This is a genomic window from Brucella pseudintermedia (genome assembly GCF_008932435.1).
Lineage (GTDB): Bacteria > Pseudomonadota > Alphaproteobacteria > Rhizobiales > Rhizobiaceae > Brucella > Brucella pseudintermedia.
In genome coordinates this window covers 47,339-65,449 of sequence record NZ_WBWE01000001.1, presented here as the reverse complement: position 1 = coordinate 65,449, position 18,111 = coordinate 47,339, and the positions used below count along the sequence as shown (strand labels likewise).

Here is an 18,111-nt window from a genome sequence, read left to right as displayed (position 1 = left end):
CTCGAAGGCTGACGCGGGCATTGTTTTCAATGGCGTTAGGATCGGTAGGGGCCAATCATCAAGAATGGCGCATTATGCGCTTTTCGGGGGCGCACGGGCAGAGCCAAAATGTCCCTGCAAGACCGCGAGGCGCTGGATTTTCCGCGCCGCTTCGGCTGAACCCGTCTTTGGAAGAAACGCTGCCGCCGCCACAACCGGGAGTGCCGCGCCCGAGCTGTCGAAATACGCAGCTTTGATCTTGGCTGCTATGGCTTCGATCAGAATCGCCCGCATGGGCTGCGGTGAGGGGGTGGATTGCTGGCGAACAGGCGTCGCTGGACTGCCTTCGACTTGCCTTGCCACGATGCCGCCGGAATGAGATGCCGCATCGTCATCGGGCGTTGAAAAATCGACGGCAAAGAGAAAAGCGGTAAACGACAGAACGCACGTCACGAACAGCATGAAACCATGCCGCTTGTGCTGTTCCGTGTTTTTCATGCCCTTCATCAAATCGCCAAGACTTTCTTTAGAGTCTAACCGTGGAGTTGAGCCCGCTTTTCACACTCATTGCGAATCCTCATTAATCATTTGTGTTCGCACGAACAAGGAAATACTGGCATCAAGGCTCGCCTGATAGGGTATCTGTCCGCTTCCTACATGCTGTGAAATCTTGTAAACAGCCACGCCTTGCATCCCTTTTAGGGCGCTTTATGTTGAAACCGTGTCTTGTTTAACGGCAGAATTGAATTGGCATATTCATCGACGTTTCGTGTTCTTGCATTTTCTCTTCTGATCGGTGCCCTGTCGCCGGGAAGCTTTGCGCCCGCCTTTGCGCAGGACAACAAGCAGCCGGCACCAGCCGCGCCCGCTGCTGTTCCACAAAGCACGCAGGCGCCCGCTGCCACCGGTCAGCAACCAGCGGCGGCGCCCGTTTCCAATGTGGTTCAGCAGCAAAGGCCTGTTATCGATGATTTGAAGCAGCAGACGAAGCGGATCAGCGATCAGCTGCCGAAGGCGGCTTCGAACGATGAAACGCTCGCCAATCTCAAGCTCCAGCTGGATTCTCTTTCGAAGAAGCTTCTTGATGCCGGTGTTTCATTCCGTCCGCGTCTCAGCGAAATCAATACGCGGCTCGAACAGCTCGGACCGGCGCCATCCGGCGATCAGCCGCCTGAACCGGCTATTGTCAGTGAAGAGCGTGCCCGGCTTGTCTCCGAAAAGGCGGAAATCAATGCGATTGTCGGCGAGACGGAAGATACGTCGCTTTCCGTCAATCAGATGTCCGCAAAAATCGGCGATATGCGCCGCGATCTTTTTGCGAGGACACTTTCCCAGCGCGTGAACATCGACACGACGCTCGGCACTGAGGTTGCATCGGCGGCGAGTTCGCAAATGGTATCGCTCTGGCGCATCATTCAATCGTGGTGGCGCTTTGTAAGCACGTTCAAGCTCAATTCGTTTCTCGCCGCCGCCTTTTTTGCATTCGTAGCCGCGTTGGTAATTCAACTTGGTGCGCGGCGCGTTTTGGGGACACTCTACCAGCGTGACCCAACAGTGGAGTCGCCCTCCTATCTAAGCCGATTGTCGGTGGCCTTCTGGTCTACGGTAATACCGTCGGCGGCTGTGGGCGTCTTTCTGGCGACGACATACTTTTTTCTGAACTATTTCAATGTTCTGAGAACAGATATTGCGTCCCTCCTCCAGTCGCTTTTTCTGGTGCTCGGACTGGTCTTCTTCATCCACAGGCTGGCGTTCGCCTGTATCAGCTCAGATATGCCGCAATGGCGGCTGGTTCCGGTCGCGCCGGGGCCGGGACGTGTTCTTGGCTGGTTGATAACGGGAACGGCGCTGACAAGCGGGCTCGATTCCTTCTTCGGAACGGTCAATCAGATACTTTCCTCGCCGCTATCGTTGACGATGGCGAAAAGCTTGCTCGCAACCGTAATGGTTGGTGTCCTTATTCTTGCGATCGCTTTCCTGAAGCCCGTTGAGCGCGAAAAGGATGGCATTGTCCGGTCGTGGCCGCGTGCCTTCAGGACGTTCCTCATCCTATTGGGCCTTTTGCCGATCCTGACCGCGGTTTTCGGCTATATCGGCTTGGCCCGGTTTATCTCACAGCAGATCGTTGTGACAGGCGCGTTTCTCGTGACCATGTATATGGGCTTCCTGACCGGACGCGCGATTTCCGAGGAGCAGGCTTTTGCTTCCAGCCATATCGGCAAGGCAATGCGGGAGCGCTTTCATTTCGACGACGCGACGCTGGATCAACTTGGCCTCGCAGCCGGCATCCTGATCAATCTCGTCGTGGCGCTGATCGGCATTCCGCTCGTCCTGATGCAGCTTGGCTTCCAGTGGGCTGAACTGAAAAGTACTTTCTACCAGCTGATGACGGGTTTCCAGATCGGTAATATTTCGATCTCGCTCATGGGGCTCTTGACCGGCGTGCTGCTGTTCGTGATCGGCTATCTGCTGACGCGCTGGTTCCAGAACTGGCTGGACAACAGTGTCATGGCGCGCGGGCGCGTCGATTCCGGCGTACGCAATTCGATCCGCACAGTCATAGGCTATGTCGGCCTCTGTCTGGCGGCGTTGATGGGGATATCGGCAGCCGGGTTCAATATGTCGAACCTCGCCCTTATTGCCGGCGGTCTCTCTCTCGGCATCGGTTTTGGCCTGCAAAACATCGTACAGAACTTTGTTTCCGGTCTCATTCTGCTCGCCGAGCGTCCCTTTAAGGTCGGCGACTGGGTGGAAGCTGGCACGGTCAGCGGCATCGTCAAGAAGATCAGCGTGCGTGCGACCGAAGTGGAAACCTTCCAGAAGCAATCGATCATCGTGCCGAATTCGACGCTTATCAACGGCAATGTTGGCAACTGGACCCATCGCAACAAGCTCGGGCGCATCGATATCAACGTGCAGGCTTCCTACACGGCCGAACCGCGCCGGGTTCATGCATTGCTGCTGGAAATCGTTCGCGGCCATCCATCAATCTTGAAAAATCCGGAGCCTTTCGTCGCTTTTCAAAGCATGAACGATTCACTGATGGTCTTCGATATCTATGCGCATGTTGCCGATATCACGTCCACTGGCGGCATCAAGAATGAGCTACGTTTCCAGATCGTCGAGCGCTTCCATGAAGAAGGACTGCATTTGTCCTCCTCCTCGACTGATCTCATTCTGAGCGTGCCGGAAATCGAAAAACTGTCCGGGTTAATGCAGCAGGAAAGAGAGAATTCGTCTGCGGTCAGGACAAAAAGGGCGAGTGCGGAAAAGCCGGAAGCCAAGGACAAGGACGATGATCGCGCTTGATGAACATTGCGTTCAGTTGCAGTTCAGTTTTGTCCGCTTATAAAGGGGTGTCTCAGGGCAATAGGGCTCACGCGACAGAGAACATATCGCAGCGGGAGCGATAGAAAGGTCGGGACGATATGAACACACATCAGCTCAATGGCTTCGCCAAGCTTGTTCTTGGTGCAGCAATTGGTTTTGCGGTCTCGGCCGGGAGCGCTTATGCTGCCCAGATTTCCAACAATGATAGCGGCCCGCAGACGATAGTCGTCACGGAAGGCGCTTCCAAGCGCGAAATGATCGTCGCGCCGGGCGAGACGGTGGATTTCTGCGCTTCGGGCTGCTTTGTGACCTTTCCCAATGGGGACCGCGAAGCATTGACCGGTGATGAAAAGATAACGATCAGTGGCGGCAAGGCCACGTTGAAATAATCTTGCGATCTGAACACAAAAGCCGAGGCATCGCCTCGGCTTTTGCATATAACGGGATTAACTGCGAGGCTTCAAGTTTTCCGGGTCGTAGAGCGGTTTATAGCCGATAGAGCGCACCTCAATCGGATAAGTCTCACCGAAATATTCCACGTTCAGCTTGCGGCCTTCCTGGCAATAAGCCCAGGGCAGATAAGCAAGAGCAATGTTCTTGCCGATGGTCGGACCATAAGCGACGGACGTCGTGAATGATCGGCGGCCCAGCTCGTCGACAAGCGTTTCTCCCGTTTCAGGGTCTTGTACCGGCATGATGCCAACTGGATAACGGGCCACGCCGTTCTTATCGACATTGTCGGTCATGACCAGCGTGCAGAGCATGGCGGGCTGATGCTCGCGGGCGCGGTATTCCAGATGCTTTGCCTTACCACGGAAGTCAGCTTCCTTGACCTTGGGGCGAGCAAGGTCAGCCTCCAGAAGATTGTATTCGGTCAGGAGATCGGCATTTTGCAGGCGCAAGCTCTTTTCCATACGGCGGGTATTGGCATAGGTCTCGACGCCCACCGCGATCACGCCGGTGGAGCGAAGCGCATCCCAGACGGCGAGGCCGTCTTCATAACGCATATGCAGTTCCCAGCCCTGTTCGCCGACATAGGAAATGCGGAAGGCGGTAACGTCCTTGCCTGCAATCCGGATCGGCTTGATGGCAGCGAAGGGGAAGTTTTCCGCGTCGAGCCCTTCCGGGTTCTCGACGACCTTTTTCAGATTTTCGCGCGCGTTCGGACCCCAGATGCCAATGGTAACGTATTTCTCCGTCACATCGGTGATTGTGACATCGAAACCCTTATCTTCGGCCACACGGCGCATATAGTGGAAATCGCGTGGGCCCGCATCGGCGCCATTGATCATGCGAATGCGGTCAGCCATGCGGATTGCCGTGAAGTCGGCTCGCACCATTCCTTCGTCGTCGAGGAAGTGGGTATAGATCCCCTTTCCGATATTGGCGTCGCCGCCGATCTTGGCCGCACAGAGCCATTCCATCAGCTCGACATGGTCGGGGCCCTCGATATCATACATCGCAAAGTGCGAGAGATTGATGATGCCGCAATTTTCGGTGAGTTCGAGATGTTCGGCGTTGGAGACGCGCCAGAAATGGCGGTTGTCCCATTCGTTTTTGCGTACCGGCACACGGTCACCGTATTTCTCCAGCAGGTGTTCGTTTGCGGCATAGCCATGCGCACGCTCCCAACCGCCAAGTTCCATGAAATAGCCGCCAAGTTCGACTTCGCGTTCGTAGAATGGTGAACGGCGAATATTGCGGCCTTTGGAGAAAGGTTCACGCGGATGAACCGCCGGATTATAAACCTTCATCGCCGTTTCTGTGCAGCGGTCCCAAATGAACTGTTCGGTCATCTGGTGCGGGTAGAAGCGGGAATAGTCGATGGCGTGATGATCAATGGAAGTGCGCCCATCCGTCATCCAGTCGGCGATGAGCTTGCCCATGCCGGGGCCGTCCTTGACCCAGATGGCCACGGCATACCAGAGGCCGCGCACCTTCTGGCTTTCGCCCATCGATGGGCCGCCATCGGTTGTGACCTGCAGGAAGCCATTGAAGGAATGGCTTTCATTGTAGCCAAGTTCTCCCAGAATGGGCGTCAGTTCGATGGCACGCTCCAGCGGCTCCAGAATCTGCTCCATTTCGAGGTCACGCTGTGAGGGCGACAGGCGCGCTTCGTGCTTTTCCAGAAGATCTCGCGGATGGCACAGACGAGGATTGGTTTCCTCATAGTACCCCCATTCGATCTGGCCACCTTCGGCAGTCTTTGGATCACCCGTGTCGCGCATATAGGCTGAATTGCCTTGGTCGCGCAGGAGCGGCCAGCCGATTTCCTTGCCGGTTCCCTCAAACTCGTTATAGGGGCCGAAGAATGTCAGCGGATGGTCGATCGGCATCACTGGCAGGTCTTCGCCGACCATTTCGGCGATAAGGCGTCCCCAAAGTCCCGCACAGACGATGACATATTCGGCTTCAATGGTGCCACGATGCGTGACGACGCCCTTGATGCGACCGTTTTCAACGATCAGCGACTGTGCAGGCGTGTTGGCGAAGCTCTTGAGCTTGCCCGCGGCTTCCGCCTGATCGATCAGCTTGCCCGCAACAGTCTGCGAGCGCGGGATGACGAGGCCCGCATCCGGATCCCACAGGCCGCCCTGAACCATGCTTTCTTCGATCAGCGGGAATTTTTCCTTGATCTCCGCCGGTTCCATCAACCGTGCGCGGGTGCCGAAAGCCTTGCCCGACGCGACCTTGCGCTTGATTTCGTCCATGCGCGCGTCGTCGCCGACGCGGGCCACCTCGATACCGCCGACGCGGGCGTAATGCCCCATCTTTTCGTAGAAGTCGATGGAATAAAGCGTCGTCCAGCAGGAGAGGAAGTCATGGCTTGTCGCATAGCAAAAGTCCGAGGCGTGGGCTGTCGAGCCGATGTCGGTCGGGATACCGGATTTATCGATGCCGACGATATCGTCCCAGCCGCGCTCTATCAGGTGGTGCGCGATCGAGGCGCCGACGATGCCGCCCAGCCCGACAATCACAACTTTCGCCTTCTTAGGAAACTCTGCCATTTTATGCGACCCCAGTTGGTATTTTCACAAAACCATAGTCGCTGGCTGGTCGCGACATTTGCCTTTATACGACATATTAGCAGCGTCAGACGACTGCATTGAAGCTTGCGGAAATCACCACGGGGTGGGGGAGGACTGTTCCATTCACGACATGCCGGTTGATCTGGAGCCATATGCGGTCCGACCTGTGAAACTGATTCCGGAACGAGCTGTAGACTTTTGATTTTCTTTTAGAAGCTGAAAGGAATGGGCTGTTCTGTTCGAGGTTCAACGCCATTCCCTTTCAATATCAAGTTTACGCTGCAATGAGCATTTTGCGCTCTGCCCGCTCCTGTTGCGGTGAACGGCCATACAGTTCCCGGTAGCATTTGGAAAAATGCGACGCCGACACGAAACCGCAGGCAACTGCAACTTCAACAACGGGCATGGATGACTGCAGCAACAGATGCCGTGCCCGATCCAAGCGGATTTCAAGGTAATAGCGTGCCGGCGACCGACCCATTTCCTGACGGAAAAGCCGTTCCACCTGCCGGCGAGACAGACCTATCGTATGAGCGACATTGATCAGCGCCTGAGGTTCCGAAAGATTGGCTTCCATCATCTCGATGATAGTCAGCACCTTCGAATTTTGGATGCCGAGACGGGCGCGCAGCGGCAGGCGCTGGCGATCCTGAGGGCTGCGAACACGGTCCGTCAGCGCTTGCTCGCAAATCTTGTTGACCAGGTTTGCATCGAAATCATCCCCGATCAGTTTCAGCATCATATCAAGCGAAGCGGTTCCGCCTGCGCAGGTGTAGAGGTTGCTATCAACCTCAAAAAGATCAGCATAAACCTCAGCTTTGGGGAATGCTTCCGAGAAGCCGGGGAGATTTTCCCAGTGAATGGCGCAGCGCTTTCCAGATAGAAGCCCGGCTGCCGCCAGTATATGCGCCCCAGTACAAAGCCCGCCGACCGCAACGCCGCGATTATACTCTTCGCGCAGCCACGCGAAGACGGATTTGTTCCTGAATTCCTCCACATAGACGCCGGAACAGACGAACACCATCGATGGACGCTGTTCGCGCTGCAGAAAGCGCCGCTCGTCTTCCAGCGAGGCGTTGACAGCGCATTCCACACCGTTGGAAGCCGTTACCGGCTTTCCGTCAACCGATGTCAGCCGCCATCGATAGGCGTCATAACCCAGCATTCGATTTGCAATACGCAATGGCTCGATGGCCGTTGCGAAAGCAATCATCGAAAAATTTGGAACAAGAAAAAAGACAATAGACCGCTTAACCGATGAAGCCTGGATCATGCCCGAACGTTCCCATTCTCGAAGGCTTTGGCTACGGTTCCCGACGCAGCCGAACCTTGTGTCTCCGTCACGACTCCGGGTCGTTTTGGGCCCGGTTTTAGCCGGTCGCTTTCAGACCGGTAGTCCTGCCGCGCCAACCGAGATTCGCAGGGGGAGGGTGATGGCGCAAACAAGATAGTGTTATATTGAGACACAGAACGGGTAGGTTGCAAAGTGCGGCTAAATGCCTGCCGCGAAAAGGTATTTTAATGTCGGGAAAATGAGGGCGGGTCGCGCGCTCGCCCTCATTTGATTTCAGCTTCTGCGGGGCAGTTCGTTCGGGTTTCTTGGAATGCCGGGCAGACGATCATCCACGTTGGGCCAGCCAATATCGTGCAATATGTGCTCGGGCAACGATTCGAGCACCCGGCGGCTTCGCCTCACGCGCCCCTCGTAAGCCCAGATTTGCAGCTGCTTCCGCATTTTGGAGTGCAGTACCAGCAGCCATGACGGTGCATTCACGACGGTCCAAGTCGGCATGAAGCGAATAGTCGTCACTCTGCCACTGGAAGCGGATTGGCAATGAACGGTCATTTTTTCTCTCCTCATTCAGAAAGTCCGGTTGATGCGTTCGCTGCAGCTCGCCTTGTCGGTATCTTGAATATGTATTTCCCTTGACGTTCAATCAAACGAAATATAGAAAGGCTTAAGATCAGAAAATTTGAACAAAGTGCTAGAAACGGAGTCCGTCATGACAGCGCCCGTTCAACATCCCCTTCCGATGCTGGATATTGATGTGCTGCGCACATTTGTGGCGATAGCTGATACCGGGAGCTTTTCTTCTGCGGCAAATGCGGTGTTCCGCACGCCTTCCGCCGTTTCGATGCAGATCAAGAAACTGGAAGAACAGCTGGGGGTCGCGGTTTTCGACCGTGACGCGCGTTCGGTCACATTGACCAGCGATGGGGAGATTCTGCTCGGTTATGCGCGGCGTCTTCTGGCTCTCAATCGGGAAGCCGTATCGAAATTCGTTGCGCCCACAGTGACCGGTGTGGTTCGGCTGGGCTCGCCGGATGATATTGGCGAATGCGTGCTGCCGCTCGTGTTGAAGCGTTTTGCTGAAAGCCATCCGGGGGTAACGGTCGATGTGGTGATCGATCAAAGCAGCAATCTGCGCAAGCGGCTTGACGAGCGGCGGCTGGACGTGACGCTGATCAATATTTCCCACACGGTGCTTAACAAGGGCGATGTGGAAGTTCTGCTGGACGAAGAACTTGTATGGGCTGGCGCCAAGTGCGGTACGGCCTATCGTCGCGAACCGTTGCCGCTGTCCATTTGGGAAGAGGGTTGTGCCTGGCGGGGCAGTGCGCTCGAAGCGCTTGAAAGAAGCCGACGTCCATATCGTATCGCCTACATGAGCTCACACTCGACGGGGCAGCGGGCAGCGATCATGGCCGATCTTGCGATAGCGCCTTTCGGTAAAACGCTGTTGAGCGACGGGATCGTTGCTCTGGGGCCGGAGCACGGCCTGCCTGCTCTTGGCCGCTACCAGCTTGGTATGGTTGTGAAACCGGAAGCCGGTCCGCATATTCAGGTTGTCGCTGACCATCTGCGAAGTGTTTTTGAAGGTTATCGTCGCTCCGGGCGGTTCGAGACCTTCCGGGCCTGCTGATGAAGATCACAGTTTATTGGGATGGGACTTAAAGCATTCTCTTGCCAGAGAAAAACGCTGCGCTAGATTTCTTGTGTGACAGCCGAGTGAATCGGCTTCACCGCCAGCTGCCGAGCAGGGGCTTGTATGCGGCGGGAGGCATAACTGGTTTGAATAGGCTTGGAACTCTAGGCGTCTGCCTTCAAAAGGGCAGAAACGCGCATCCCATTGGAGAGACTGTCATGAAGCTGACCCGACTTGTCCCATTAGCTATTGTTCTCTGCGCATTTACGCTCGCCTCCTGCGCAAATACGGTGCGAGGCGTTGGCCGCGATGTAAAGAGCACCGCGCATGCGGTCCAGGATACCGTAGAATAAAAGAACAAATGGCCCGGGTTTTCCGGGCCATTTCGTTACGGCGTCAGAAAATAGCTGACGGTCATATGCTTGTCAGGGCGGGTTTTGTATGTAACGTCCGTGGTTACAATGTTTTCGTGAGGCACGGCGATATTTGCACTCTGCAACAAAGTTGCAATGCGCTCGTTCGGTTCAGCCCCACCAAACCACATCACGAGTACAGGTGGCGTCAAATGCGCTCTGGTATCCGGGGTTTCTGGATGTACCACTCGCAAGGACGAATCAAACAATCTGAAATTACCCGGAATCTGTGCATTGTCCGTGAGGATCGTCTTGAACGAGCCTTTCGCCCGCACTTCTTCATAAAGATGTCGATAGTCGAGCTGGCCGTAAGGCGGCGAGCCCGAACCATAGGTCAAGTTAAAGCTCAACACCGGCGGCACAATAAGCGCCGCGACAGCGCTGACGATGGCATAGTCAATCAAGGCTCTATCTCCGATCCGATAACGAGCCATAAGGCTCGCCATCAGAGCAGGAGTGAGAAACAGGACTGGCTGCAGCCAGCGGTCTTTCACGTTATTAGCGCCGGTTGCGACAACACCGACAAGTACGATACCCAAGCCCACCAGAATGAGAAGGCGAAGAAATTTCTCGCCAGTCGCCAGCGGAGCGGGTGGCGCAATCTTTTTCTTCCAATGGATGAGCGCGATAATTCCAGCGATCGCGACGGCAAGGATAGAGAACAGAAACGCCGCCTCAATGAAACTTTCGACTCCCATCAACCGGTCGAAGAACAGATTCCCGGAAGCACCGATCTCAAACTTGCTTGCACGCGCCATGACACTTGATTTGTGTGCCAGCATCCAGATCGCAGTCGGCCCGAAGCAGATCGCGAATGCCAGAACCGTTACGAGACTCAGCTTGGAGAGCAGTATCCGGCGATATTCGGGAATGAGAAGGCCCGTCACGACCAGCATGATCAGGAAAAACGACGCGTTGAACTTGCCGAGAAGTGCCGCAGCCATCGCAGCACCAAGAACGATGGCAGACCCCGCGTGACGCGCACGCATATGCCAGGCAAAGGCCAGAAATGCCCAGCCACAACCGGCGGTGCCAGCAACTGAATGCGTCAATGCGCGCTGCGATTCCCATCCGATTTGCGGAATGAGGAACAATCCGAGCATGCCGGCCGACGCGACCATGCGCGAAAAACCGAGTAATTTCATTGCGCCGTAAACGCTCAGGAACAAGCTCGCGAGAAGGCCGAACTTGACGATCTGCAGCGTGAGCATCGAGGTGCCGAGCAATGACGCCGCAAGATTGGTAATCCATGTATAGAGCGGGGGCTGGGACCCGCCATAGCCCCAGTCCAGATAGCCAATATTGGCAAGCTGTTCGGCGTCATCAAGACCGGCACCGTTTGAAACGAGGGTGACAAGAACGGCCTGAAACGCAAAATAGCACAGCACGAATATAACGGCCCAAGGCAGGCCGAAGAGCGTCCTGTCTGCGCTGGAAACAGCGGCGGTTGATCGTTGTGCGGTCAAACTCATTGCCTCGAATAAAAATAGCCTGTGCAGGCGCTCCACTGGAGGAGCACTGCATTTCACAGGATTATGTCCGGATTTCAATCGGACAGCTAAAATGCCTTGTAACAAAGGCGTGTAATCAGGCAATCATTCGGGAGCAAGGGTTTATGTGCCGGTACGGGCAATATTGCAGGCCGAGAACGGCAAAAACCGCGCTGCCAGAGGTGCACGGTTTTGCCAATTACGCATGGCATCTCCGCCGAACAATACACTGGCGGGATATACTGAGCTCCGGTACGCAGTACCAGATCCGGAGCGTCGAGCCGGGGTGAACCGCCTCGTGCTCCTTTCTAGCTCAACATCGTTACCGTACGGTTATCAGAGACTTAAGCAAATCTAAACAATGCAAGTTTTTTGCGTGGACTTTTGTTTACTTTGCCACCGATCTGGCCCGCAGATAATTGATAATGCCTGAAAAGTCTTCGCCGCCATGGCCTTCGCGGTCAAAAAGACCATAAAGTTCCTGAGCATGCGCTCCAAGCGGCGTATCAGCGCCGGCGCTTTGGGCGGCCTCCTGCGACAGTTTGAGGTCCTTCAGCATCAGGGCTGCTGCAAAGCCGGGCTTATAGTCCCGGTTGGCAGGCGATGTCGGAACAGGGCCGGGGACAGGGCAATAGGTTGTCAGCGACCAGCATTGTCCCGATGAGGTCGAAGCCACATCGAAGAGGGCCTGATGTGAAAGCCCCAGCTTTTCTGCCAGAACGAAAGCTTCGCTGACACCGATCATCGATATGCCGAGTATCATATTGTTGCAGATCTTCGCCGCTTGTCCCGCGCCATCGCCGCCGCAATGCACGATCTTTCCGGCCATTGGCTGCAGGACCGGTTCGCCGCGTCTGAACGCCTCGTCGCTGCCGCCTGCCATGAAAGTCAACGTGCCCGCAGACGCTCCCCCGGTGCCGCCGGAAACGGGCGCATCGATGGAAAGATGCCCGTGGCTTGCCGCCAGCTCATGTGCCTTGCGCGCCGAATCCACATCAATGGTCGAACAATCGATGAAAAGCGAGTCCTTCCGGGCTTTAGGCGCAATATCTTCATAGACGGCAAGAACATGCTTTCCCGCGGGCAGCATGGTGATCACCACGTCCACATCAGCAACGGCCTCCTGCGCGCTCGAAGCAACCACGAGGCCATTTGCCTTCGCTTCATCAAGATGTTGCGGCAAAAGGTCGAAACCGTGGACGGTGTGACCGGCTTTCACAAGATTTGCGGCCATTGGCCCGCCCATATTGCCAAGGCCGATAAATGCTATTTTGGCCATAATGAATTCCTCCCTTGGCGGTTATTAAATTTCGTCAGCGCCCGATCATCTGGCGTGCAATGATGACGCGCATGATTTCATTCGTACCTTCGAGAATCTGGTGCACGCGCAAATCGCGGACAAGCTTTTCGATTCCATATTCATGAAGATAGCCATAGCCGCCAAAAAGCTGCAGCGCTTCATTCGCTACATTGAACCCCGTATCCGTGACGAAGCGTTTGGCCATTGCGGACCATTTGCTCGCGTCATGGGATTTTCGGTCCAGTTTGCTGGCTGCGGTATAAAGCAGAAGACGTGAGGCCGAGAGTTCGGTTTCCATGTCGGCCAGACGGAATTGCAGGGCCTGAAACCGATCGATCGTCTGGCCAAAAGCCTTGCGCTGGCCGCAATATTCCAGCGACTTGTCGAGCGCCGCCTGCGCGCCGCCGAGCGAGCAGGCGGCGATGTTGAGACGACCGCCGTCTAGCCCCGCCATTGCGATGCGGAAACCGGTTCCTTCCTCCCCGAGCAGATTTTCAATCGGAACCCGGCAATTATCGAAAATAACAGTTCTTGTCGGCTGCGCGTTCCAGCCCATCTTGAATTCATTGCCGCCGAAAGAAAGGCCGGGTGCATCTTTTGGCACAACGATGGTGGAAATTCCCTTGGGACCGTCCTCGCCAGTACGCACCATCGTCACATAGACATCCGTGGCGCCAGCACCAGAAATGAACTGCTTCGAGCCGTTGAGGATATAATGGTCGCCGTCGCGCGTGGCGCGCGTTCTGAGCGCTGCGGCATCCGAACCTGATCCGGGCTCAGTCAGGCAATAGCTCGCAAGCGCGTCCATCGACGTAAGTTTCGGCAGAAAGCGTTGCCGCTGTTCGTCGTTGCCGAAAGTGTCGATCATCCATGCGGCCATATTGTGGATAGAGACGAAGGCCGAGAATGAAGGACATGCAGTCGCCAGGGCTTCAAAAATCAGCACCGCGTCGAGCCGTTTCAGCGCCGAACCGCCTACATCCTCGCGTACATAAATACCGCCCATGCCGAGCGGCCCGGTCTCTTGCAATACATTGACGGGAAAATGCTTGTCACGATCCCACTGCAATGCATGGGGCGCAACACGATCGCTGGCGAAGGCTCGCGCCATATCTTGAATGGCAAGCTGATCTTCGTTCAGTTCGAACTGAATCTGGTCGGCAGCATCCATGGTTTCCTCCCTGCAGCACCGCACCTATTCGCTGAACTAGATCATAACAGCGGTAGGCTGCCAACGCTCCATTGGAATAATGTTGCTCACATTTGTAATAAACTGATGCGCATTTTTGCATAGAAGGAGGCCGAACGAGATGCCGTTGCCAGCGCCTCGCGTTTAAGCTACGCACCTTTCCATGGCACGCGCAATCATGTTTCAAGGTACGGGTTCGGACGTCGGCAAAAGTGTTCTTGTCGCCGGGTTATGCCGTGTCGCACGCAATCGCGGGCTCAATGTCAGACCGTTCAAGCCGCAGAACATGTCCAACAATGCGGCAGTCAGCGACGATGGCGGTGAAATCGGCAGGGCACAGTGGCTGCAAGCTCTGGCATGCGGAATTCCGTCGTCCGTACATATGAACCCCGTTCTTTTGAAGCCGCAGACCGATATGGGCAGTCAGGTTGTCGTGCAGGGGCGGGTGCGAGGCGAGGCGCGCGGGCGTTATTATCAGGAATTGAAACCGCAACTCATGGCTGCGGTTATGGAATCATTCGCAGAAGTCAGCAAAGGCGCAGACCTTGTGCTGGTGGAAGGTGCGGGTTCGCCCGCTGAAATCAACCTGCGCGCTGGTGATATCGCCAATATGGGATTTGCCACGCAGGCGAATGTACCGGTTGTCCTGGTCGGCGATATAGACAGGGGCGGAGTGATCGCTTCCCTTGTCGGCACGCACACTATTCTTTCCAAGCAGGACCGCGCCATGGTTCGCGGGTTTCTGATAAACAAGTTCCGCGGTGATATCTCGCTTTTTGACGACGGGCTCGCCGCTATTACCCGGTTTACCGGCTGGCGCTCCTTTGGCGTGGTTCCATGGCTCAAGCCTGTATCGCGATTGCCGGCCGAGGATTCTGTCGTTCTCGAGCGTGCCGTGAGCGGAAACAAGCAGGCGCTCACGGTTGCAGTGCCGATGTTGCCGCGCATCGCCAATTTCGATGATCTCGATCCCTTGAAAGCTGAGCCGGATGTGGAAGTGGTCATGGTTCCGCCTGGCTCGAACATCCCCGGCGATGCGGGCCTCGTCGTCCTGCCCGGAACCAAGTCAACCATCGCCGATCTGATTGCACTTCGGGACAATGGCTGGGATCGGCAGTTGTCCGCTCATGTCAGACGGGGAGGCCACGTGCTCGGTATCTGCGGCGGATTTCAGATGCTTGGTCGCCACATCAGCGATCCTGCCGGTATCGAAGGGCATGCACGCGACATTGACGGCCTTGGTTTTCTCGATGTCGAAACAGTGATGGCGCCGGAAAAAGTTGTCCGCAACGTACAGGCGACGTCTTGCCTGCACAATACGCTGCTTGAGGGGTATGAGATCCATATCGGTCGCACCACCGGCCCGGATATGGCGCGGCCTTTTGCCTGGTTAGCGGGGCATTACGATGGCGCCGTATCGCCGGATGGCCGGATCATGGGAACTTATCTCCATGGTGTTTTCAATGCTGACGAATTTCGCCGGAGATTTCTGGAGAGCCTTGGTGTGCGCGGTAGTTCCGTAAATTATCGCGCCGGTGTTGAAGATGCATTGGATGAGCTGGCCGAAGAGCTGGAAAAGTGCCTCGATATTGCAGCGCTTTTCGCGATTTGCTGAATTAAAAAGTGATCTCTCTTTTATTTTTTCTTTATCCTTAAATTTTGCTAGCCACTTCCATCTATTCAACTGAATAGATTCGTTGTATAATCTTACTTTATTAAGTCATGCAATTATTAATTTAATAATTACTTATTTCTAATAGGTGATGTTTTGAGTTCTTTCTCTTTTTCCGGGTCGGAGCGTGAATTTAATAATATAAGGCTGCAGAATTATTTTCTTTACTCTTTTGTTTTGATAAGTGGTGTTTTTATTGTCATTCCCAATATTGATTTGTTTGTCTCGCGATTTTTTTCAAGGCGGGAAGTTTCTACATTTCCCACAATCCATTTTGGATTGAGTTGCGAAATTTTCATCGGCTTAGCCAGTGGTATCTGTTAGGAGCCATGGTCGTGCTCGTCGGACTCTACGCTCTATGGCATCGCCCACTTTCAATCATCGCGCCGCATAAGATTATTTATATGGTGCTTGTCTATGCGATCGGCCCAGGGGTGTTGGTGAATAGTCTGAAGCTTCTTTTTGGAAGGGCACGGCCGCGGGATTTAGTGGAGTTTGGCGGCTGGGCTGATTTTACCCCGGCCTGGCAATTTGCCAGCATATGTCAACGCAACTGTTCCTTTCCGTCGGGCGAATCGTCGGTAGCCGCTGCCATGCTGCCTCTCCTGATGCTTGTGCCCGCGCGCTTTCGATTGACTGCGGGGATAATCCTGATCCCGCTTCTTGCGCTCGTATCATTGAACCGCGTGTTTATGGGTGCACATTTCCTGTCTGACGTGGTTATCTCCTGGGTGCTCGTAATCGGCGTTATGATCTGGTTTTGGCCCATGATTTCACGTCGCGCCAATGTAATCGACGGATGGGTGCGGCTCTGCGGCAAAAACCTGCGAACACGCTTGGCTGTTCGCTGATTGACGCCGGTGGGCCGACAGCCTAATGTCAAACTCGTGCAACAGGTTTTTGCCGGGACGAATCCCGGTGATACCAAAAAGGGAATGCGACGGACGGACCCACTCCGGGCGTCTTTATCGCAGCCGACCCCGCGACTGTAGAGCGGAGAGGGATGAGGCAAACCGGACAACCGGTAACCACTGGAGGCAGAATGGCTTCTGGGAAGGCAGCTTCAATCCCCGTGACCCGTGAGCCAGGAGACCTGCCTGTTGCGTGAGGGCATTGAGCCCGCACCCCTTGGGAGGTTTTTCCCAGCTGCCTGCACGGAGGTTGTCATGGCTGCACATACCCAGAATTCTGTTTCCAGCACACTCGCAATACCGCTCGCTGCCCGTCTGGGCACAGCTGTCGGTTCACTGCTTCTCGGCGCGTTTCTGATTTACGGCGTAGGGCTTGCCCATTCCGATACGCTGCACGATTCAGCGCACGATACGCGCCATTCCTATGGTTTTCCCTGCCACTGAGCAGTCGAATATCTTCCGGAACTGAAGTTGAACAAGCTCGATGGCGGACGGCCAGAGCATTTCCCATTTTGATTGAATCGTTGGAAATGCCCTATCTGGCTGTTTTTACGCGCATCTTGTTCCGAAACCGTTTCAGGCTTTTCGGATGGCGCTCCATCGGTGCGAAATTGCTATTGAGGGACAGAAATGTTGATCCGTTATTTGTTGGCGACGCTCGCCGCCGGACTTCTGGCCGGGCTGCTGGTTACGCCTGCCATGTATCTAAAAACGGTGCCTTTGATCCTGCAGGCCGAAACCTACGAAGAAGCTGGCGCCGGCCATAGCCACGGTGAGGCGGAATCCGCGCCGCATGATCATGGCGGCGCTACTGCAGATGCCGAAGAAGGAGGCGCCGAATTGCCGTTCGGACGACTGGGCAACACGATCCTGGCCAATCTTGTGGCCGGGGCTGGTTTTGCCCTGCTGCTCAGCGGCGTAGCATTGCTGCTCGGGCGTCGTATTACGGTTCAGAATGGCATTTATTGGGGCGTTGCGGGTTTCTTCACAGTGGCATTTCTGCCGGCGTTGGGGCTCTCGCCGGAGTTGCCGGCAATGCCTGCGGCTGATCTGGCCGAACGCCAGCTCTGGTGGATTGGGACAGTGGTGCTGAGCGGACTAGGTATCTATCTCGTCATGTTGCGTCAGGAAATCTGGGCAAAAATCCTGGGCCTGGTTCTGATCGCTGCGCCGCATCTTTACGGTGCACCACATCCAGAAGATATTTCGTCGCCCATTCCCTCGCTGCTTGCGTCGCAATATGCGGTCGCATCGCTGGCGACCAATCTGTTTCTATGGGCGGTAATCGGCCTCGCACTCGGCTGGTTCATCCAGCACTATGCATCGTCCGAGATTGAGGGCTGACGACAATGGCTTCGCCGGGAAAATCGGTTCTGGTTCTTGGCGGAGCCCGTTCGGGCAAGTCGTCCTATGCCGAGAAAATGGTCGAATCCTCAGGTCTTAAGCCACTTTATCTGGCAACTGGACGCGCTTTCGATGAGGAAATGGAAAATCGCATTGCTGTCCACCGGGGACGGCGCGGTCCTGAATGGCAGACAGTGGAAGAGCCGCTTGATCTCGTCGGCGCACTCGCATTGCATGCTGCCGCCGATCGGTTCGTGCTGGTCGATTGCCTGACCCTGTGGCTTACCAATCTGATGATGGCCGAACGCGATATAGCGAGAGAGACGGCAAATCTCGTCGCGATGCTGCCGAGCCTTGGCGGGCCAGTCGTTTTGGTTTCAAACGAAGTGGGACTTGGGATCGTGCCTGAAAATCGCATGGCACGGGAATTTCGCGATCATGCAGGCCGCCTGCACCAGGCAGTGGCTGCGATCGTGGACGAAGTTTATTTCATGGCGGCAGGGCTGCCGCTCAAGATGAAGGGATAA

Annotated in this window: 16 protein-coding genes and 1 riboswitch; of the genes, 9 read left to right on the top strand and 7 right to left on the bottom strand. The window is 55.4% G+C overall.

Annotation, left to right across the window (positions count from 1 at the left end):
• Positions 1-72 precede the first annotated feature (72 nt).
• A complete protein-coding gene (locus F9K78_RS00305; protein WP_121982234.1) occupies positions 73-486 on the bottom strand; it encodes a hypothetical protein in 414 nt (137 codons plus the stop codon).
• Positions 487-726: 240 nt separating this feature from the next.
• On the opposite strand from F9K78_RS00305, the gene F9K78_RS00300 reads away from it, so the two are divergent.
• The gene (locus F9K78_RS00300; RefSeq protein ID WP_121985059.1) at positions 727-3,288 is read left to right on the top strand and encodes a mechanosensitive ion channel family protein; all 2,562 of its coding nucleotides are present in this window, start codon (positions 727-729) and stop codon (positions 3,286-3,288) included.
• Between the two features lie 119 nt (positions 3,289-3,407).
• Complete coding sequence (locus F9K78_RS00295) at positions 3,408-3,698, top strand: hypothetical protein (protein ID WP_121982236.1); 291 nt, start codon at positions 3,408-3,410, stop codon at positions 3,696-3,698.
• A gap of 57 nt (positions 3,699-3,755) precedes the next feature.
• Here the strand turns inward: F9K78_RS00295 and F9K78_RS00290 are convergent, their stop codons facing one another.
• From F9K78_RS00290 to F9K78_RS00280, 3 genes are all read right to left on the bottom strand, one after another.
• A complete protein-coding gene (locus tag F9K78_RS00290) occupies positions 3,756-6,317 on the bottom strand; it encodes a GcvT family protein (protein ID WP_121982237.1) in 2,562 nt (853 codons plus the stop codon).
• A gap of 295 nt (positions 6,318-6,612) precedes the next feature.
• Entirely contained in the window at positions 6,613-7,611 is a 999-nt protein-coding gene (locus F9K78_RS00285; protein WP_021586008.1) for a GlxA family transcriptional regulator, read from the bottom strand.
• A gap of 294 nt (positions 7,612-7,905) precedes the next feature.
• Entirely contained in the window at positions 7,906-8,184 is a 279-nt protein-coding gene (locus F9K78_RS00280) for a DUF1127 domain-containing protein (RefSeq protein ID WP_121982238.1), read from the bottom strand.
• Positions 8,185-8,341: 157 nt separating this feature from the next.
• On the opposite strand from F9K78_RS00280, the gene F9K78_RS00275 reads away from it, so the two are divergent.
• Both F9K78_RS00275 and F9K78_RS22300 read left to right on the top strand, forming a co-directional pair.
• Complete coding sequence (locus tag F9K78_RS00275) at positions 8,342-9,262, top strand: LysR family transcriptional regulator (RefSeq protein ID WP_121982239.1); 921 nt, start codon at positions 8,342-8,344, stop codon at positions 9,260-9,262.
• Between the two features lie 221 nt (positions 9,263-9,483).
• Positions 9,484-9,618, top strand: a complete 135-nt coding sequence (locus F9K78_RS22300; protein ID WP_006470280.1) for an entericidin A/B family lipoprotein — start codon at positions 9,484-9,486, stop codon at positions 9,616-9,618.
• Positions 9,619-9,653: 35 nt separating this feature from the next.
• Here F9K78_RS22300 and F9K78_RS00265 read toward each other — a convergent pair whose 3' ends face one another.
• The 3 genes from F9K78_RS00265 to F9K78_RS00255 all read right to left on the bottom strand — a co-directional run bounded on the left by F9K78_RS00265 (position 9,654) and on the right by F9K78_RS00255 (position 13,639).
• Positions 9,654-11,150, bottom strand: coding sequence for a glycosyltransferase family 39 protein (locus F9K78_RS00265; RefSeq protein WP_121982240.1), 1,497 nt, complete (start codon positions 11,148-11,150; stop codon positions 9,654-9,656).
• 406 nt (positions 11,151-11,556) lie between these two features.
• Complete coding sequence (gene mmsB, locus F9K78_RS00260; RefSeq protein WP_121982241.1) at positions 11,557-12,447, bottom strand: 3-hydroxyisobutyrate dehydrogenase; 891 nt, start codon at positions 12,445-12,447, stop codon at positions 11,557-11,559.
• Between the two features lie 34 nt (positions 12,448-12,481).
• A complete protein-coding gene (locus F9K78_RS00255) occupies positions 12,482-13,639 on the bottom strand; it encodes an isobutyryl-CoA dehydrogenase (RefSeq protein ID WP_121982242.1) in 1,158 nt (385 codons plus the stop codon).
• A gap of 181 nt (positions 13,640-13,820) precedes the next feature.
• Here F9K78_RS00255 and F9K78_RS00250 point away from each other — a divergent pair, with 181 nt between their 5' ends.
• The 5 genes from F9K78_RS00250 (at position 13,821) to cobU (ending at position 18,111) form a co-directional block, all read left to right on the top strand.
• On the top strand, positions 13,821-15,272 hold the full coding sequence (locus tag F9K78_RS00250; protein WP_121982243.1) for a cobyric acid synthase: 1,452 nt from the start codon (positions 13,821-13,823) through the stop codon (positions 15,270-15,272).
• Between the two features lie 386 nt (positions 15,273-15,658).
• Positions 15,659-16,180 carry a phosphatase PAP2 family protein gene (locus tag F9K78_RS00245; RefSeq protein WP_121982244.1) on the top strand — a complete coding sequence of 174 codons (522 nt, stop codon included), beginning with the start codon at positions 15,659-15,661 and terminating at the stop codon, positions 16,178-16,180.
• A 26-nt stretch (positions 16,181-16,206) separates the two neighbouring features.
• Positions 16,207-16,444, top strand: a riboswitch (cobalamin riboswitch).
• A gap of 51 nt (positions 16,445-16,495) precedes the next feature.
• A complete protein-coding gene (locus tag F9K78_RS00240) occupies positions 16,496-16,684 on the top strand; it encodes a CbtB domain-containing protein (RefSeq protein ID WP_121982245.1) in 189 nt (62 codons plus the stop codon).
• 186 nt (positions 16,685-16,870) lie between these two features.
• The gene (locus F9K78_RS00235) at positions 16,871-17,584 is read left to right on the top strand and encodes a CbtA family protein (RefSeq protein ID WP_121982246.1); all 714 of its coding nucleotides are present in this window, start codon (positions 16,871-16,873) and stop codon (positions 17,582-17,584) included.
• A 5-nt stretch (positions 17,585-17,589) separates the two neighbouring features.
• Positions 17,590-18,111: a bifunctional adenosylcobinamide kinase/adenosylcobinamide-phosphate guanylyltransferase gene (cobU, locus tag F9K78_RS00230; protein ID WP_121985060.1), complete on the top strand. Its 522-nt coding sequence runs from the start codon at positions 17,590-17,592 to the stop codon at positions 18,109-18,111.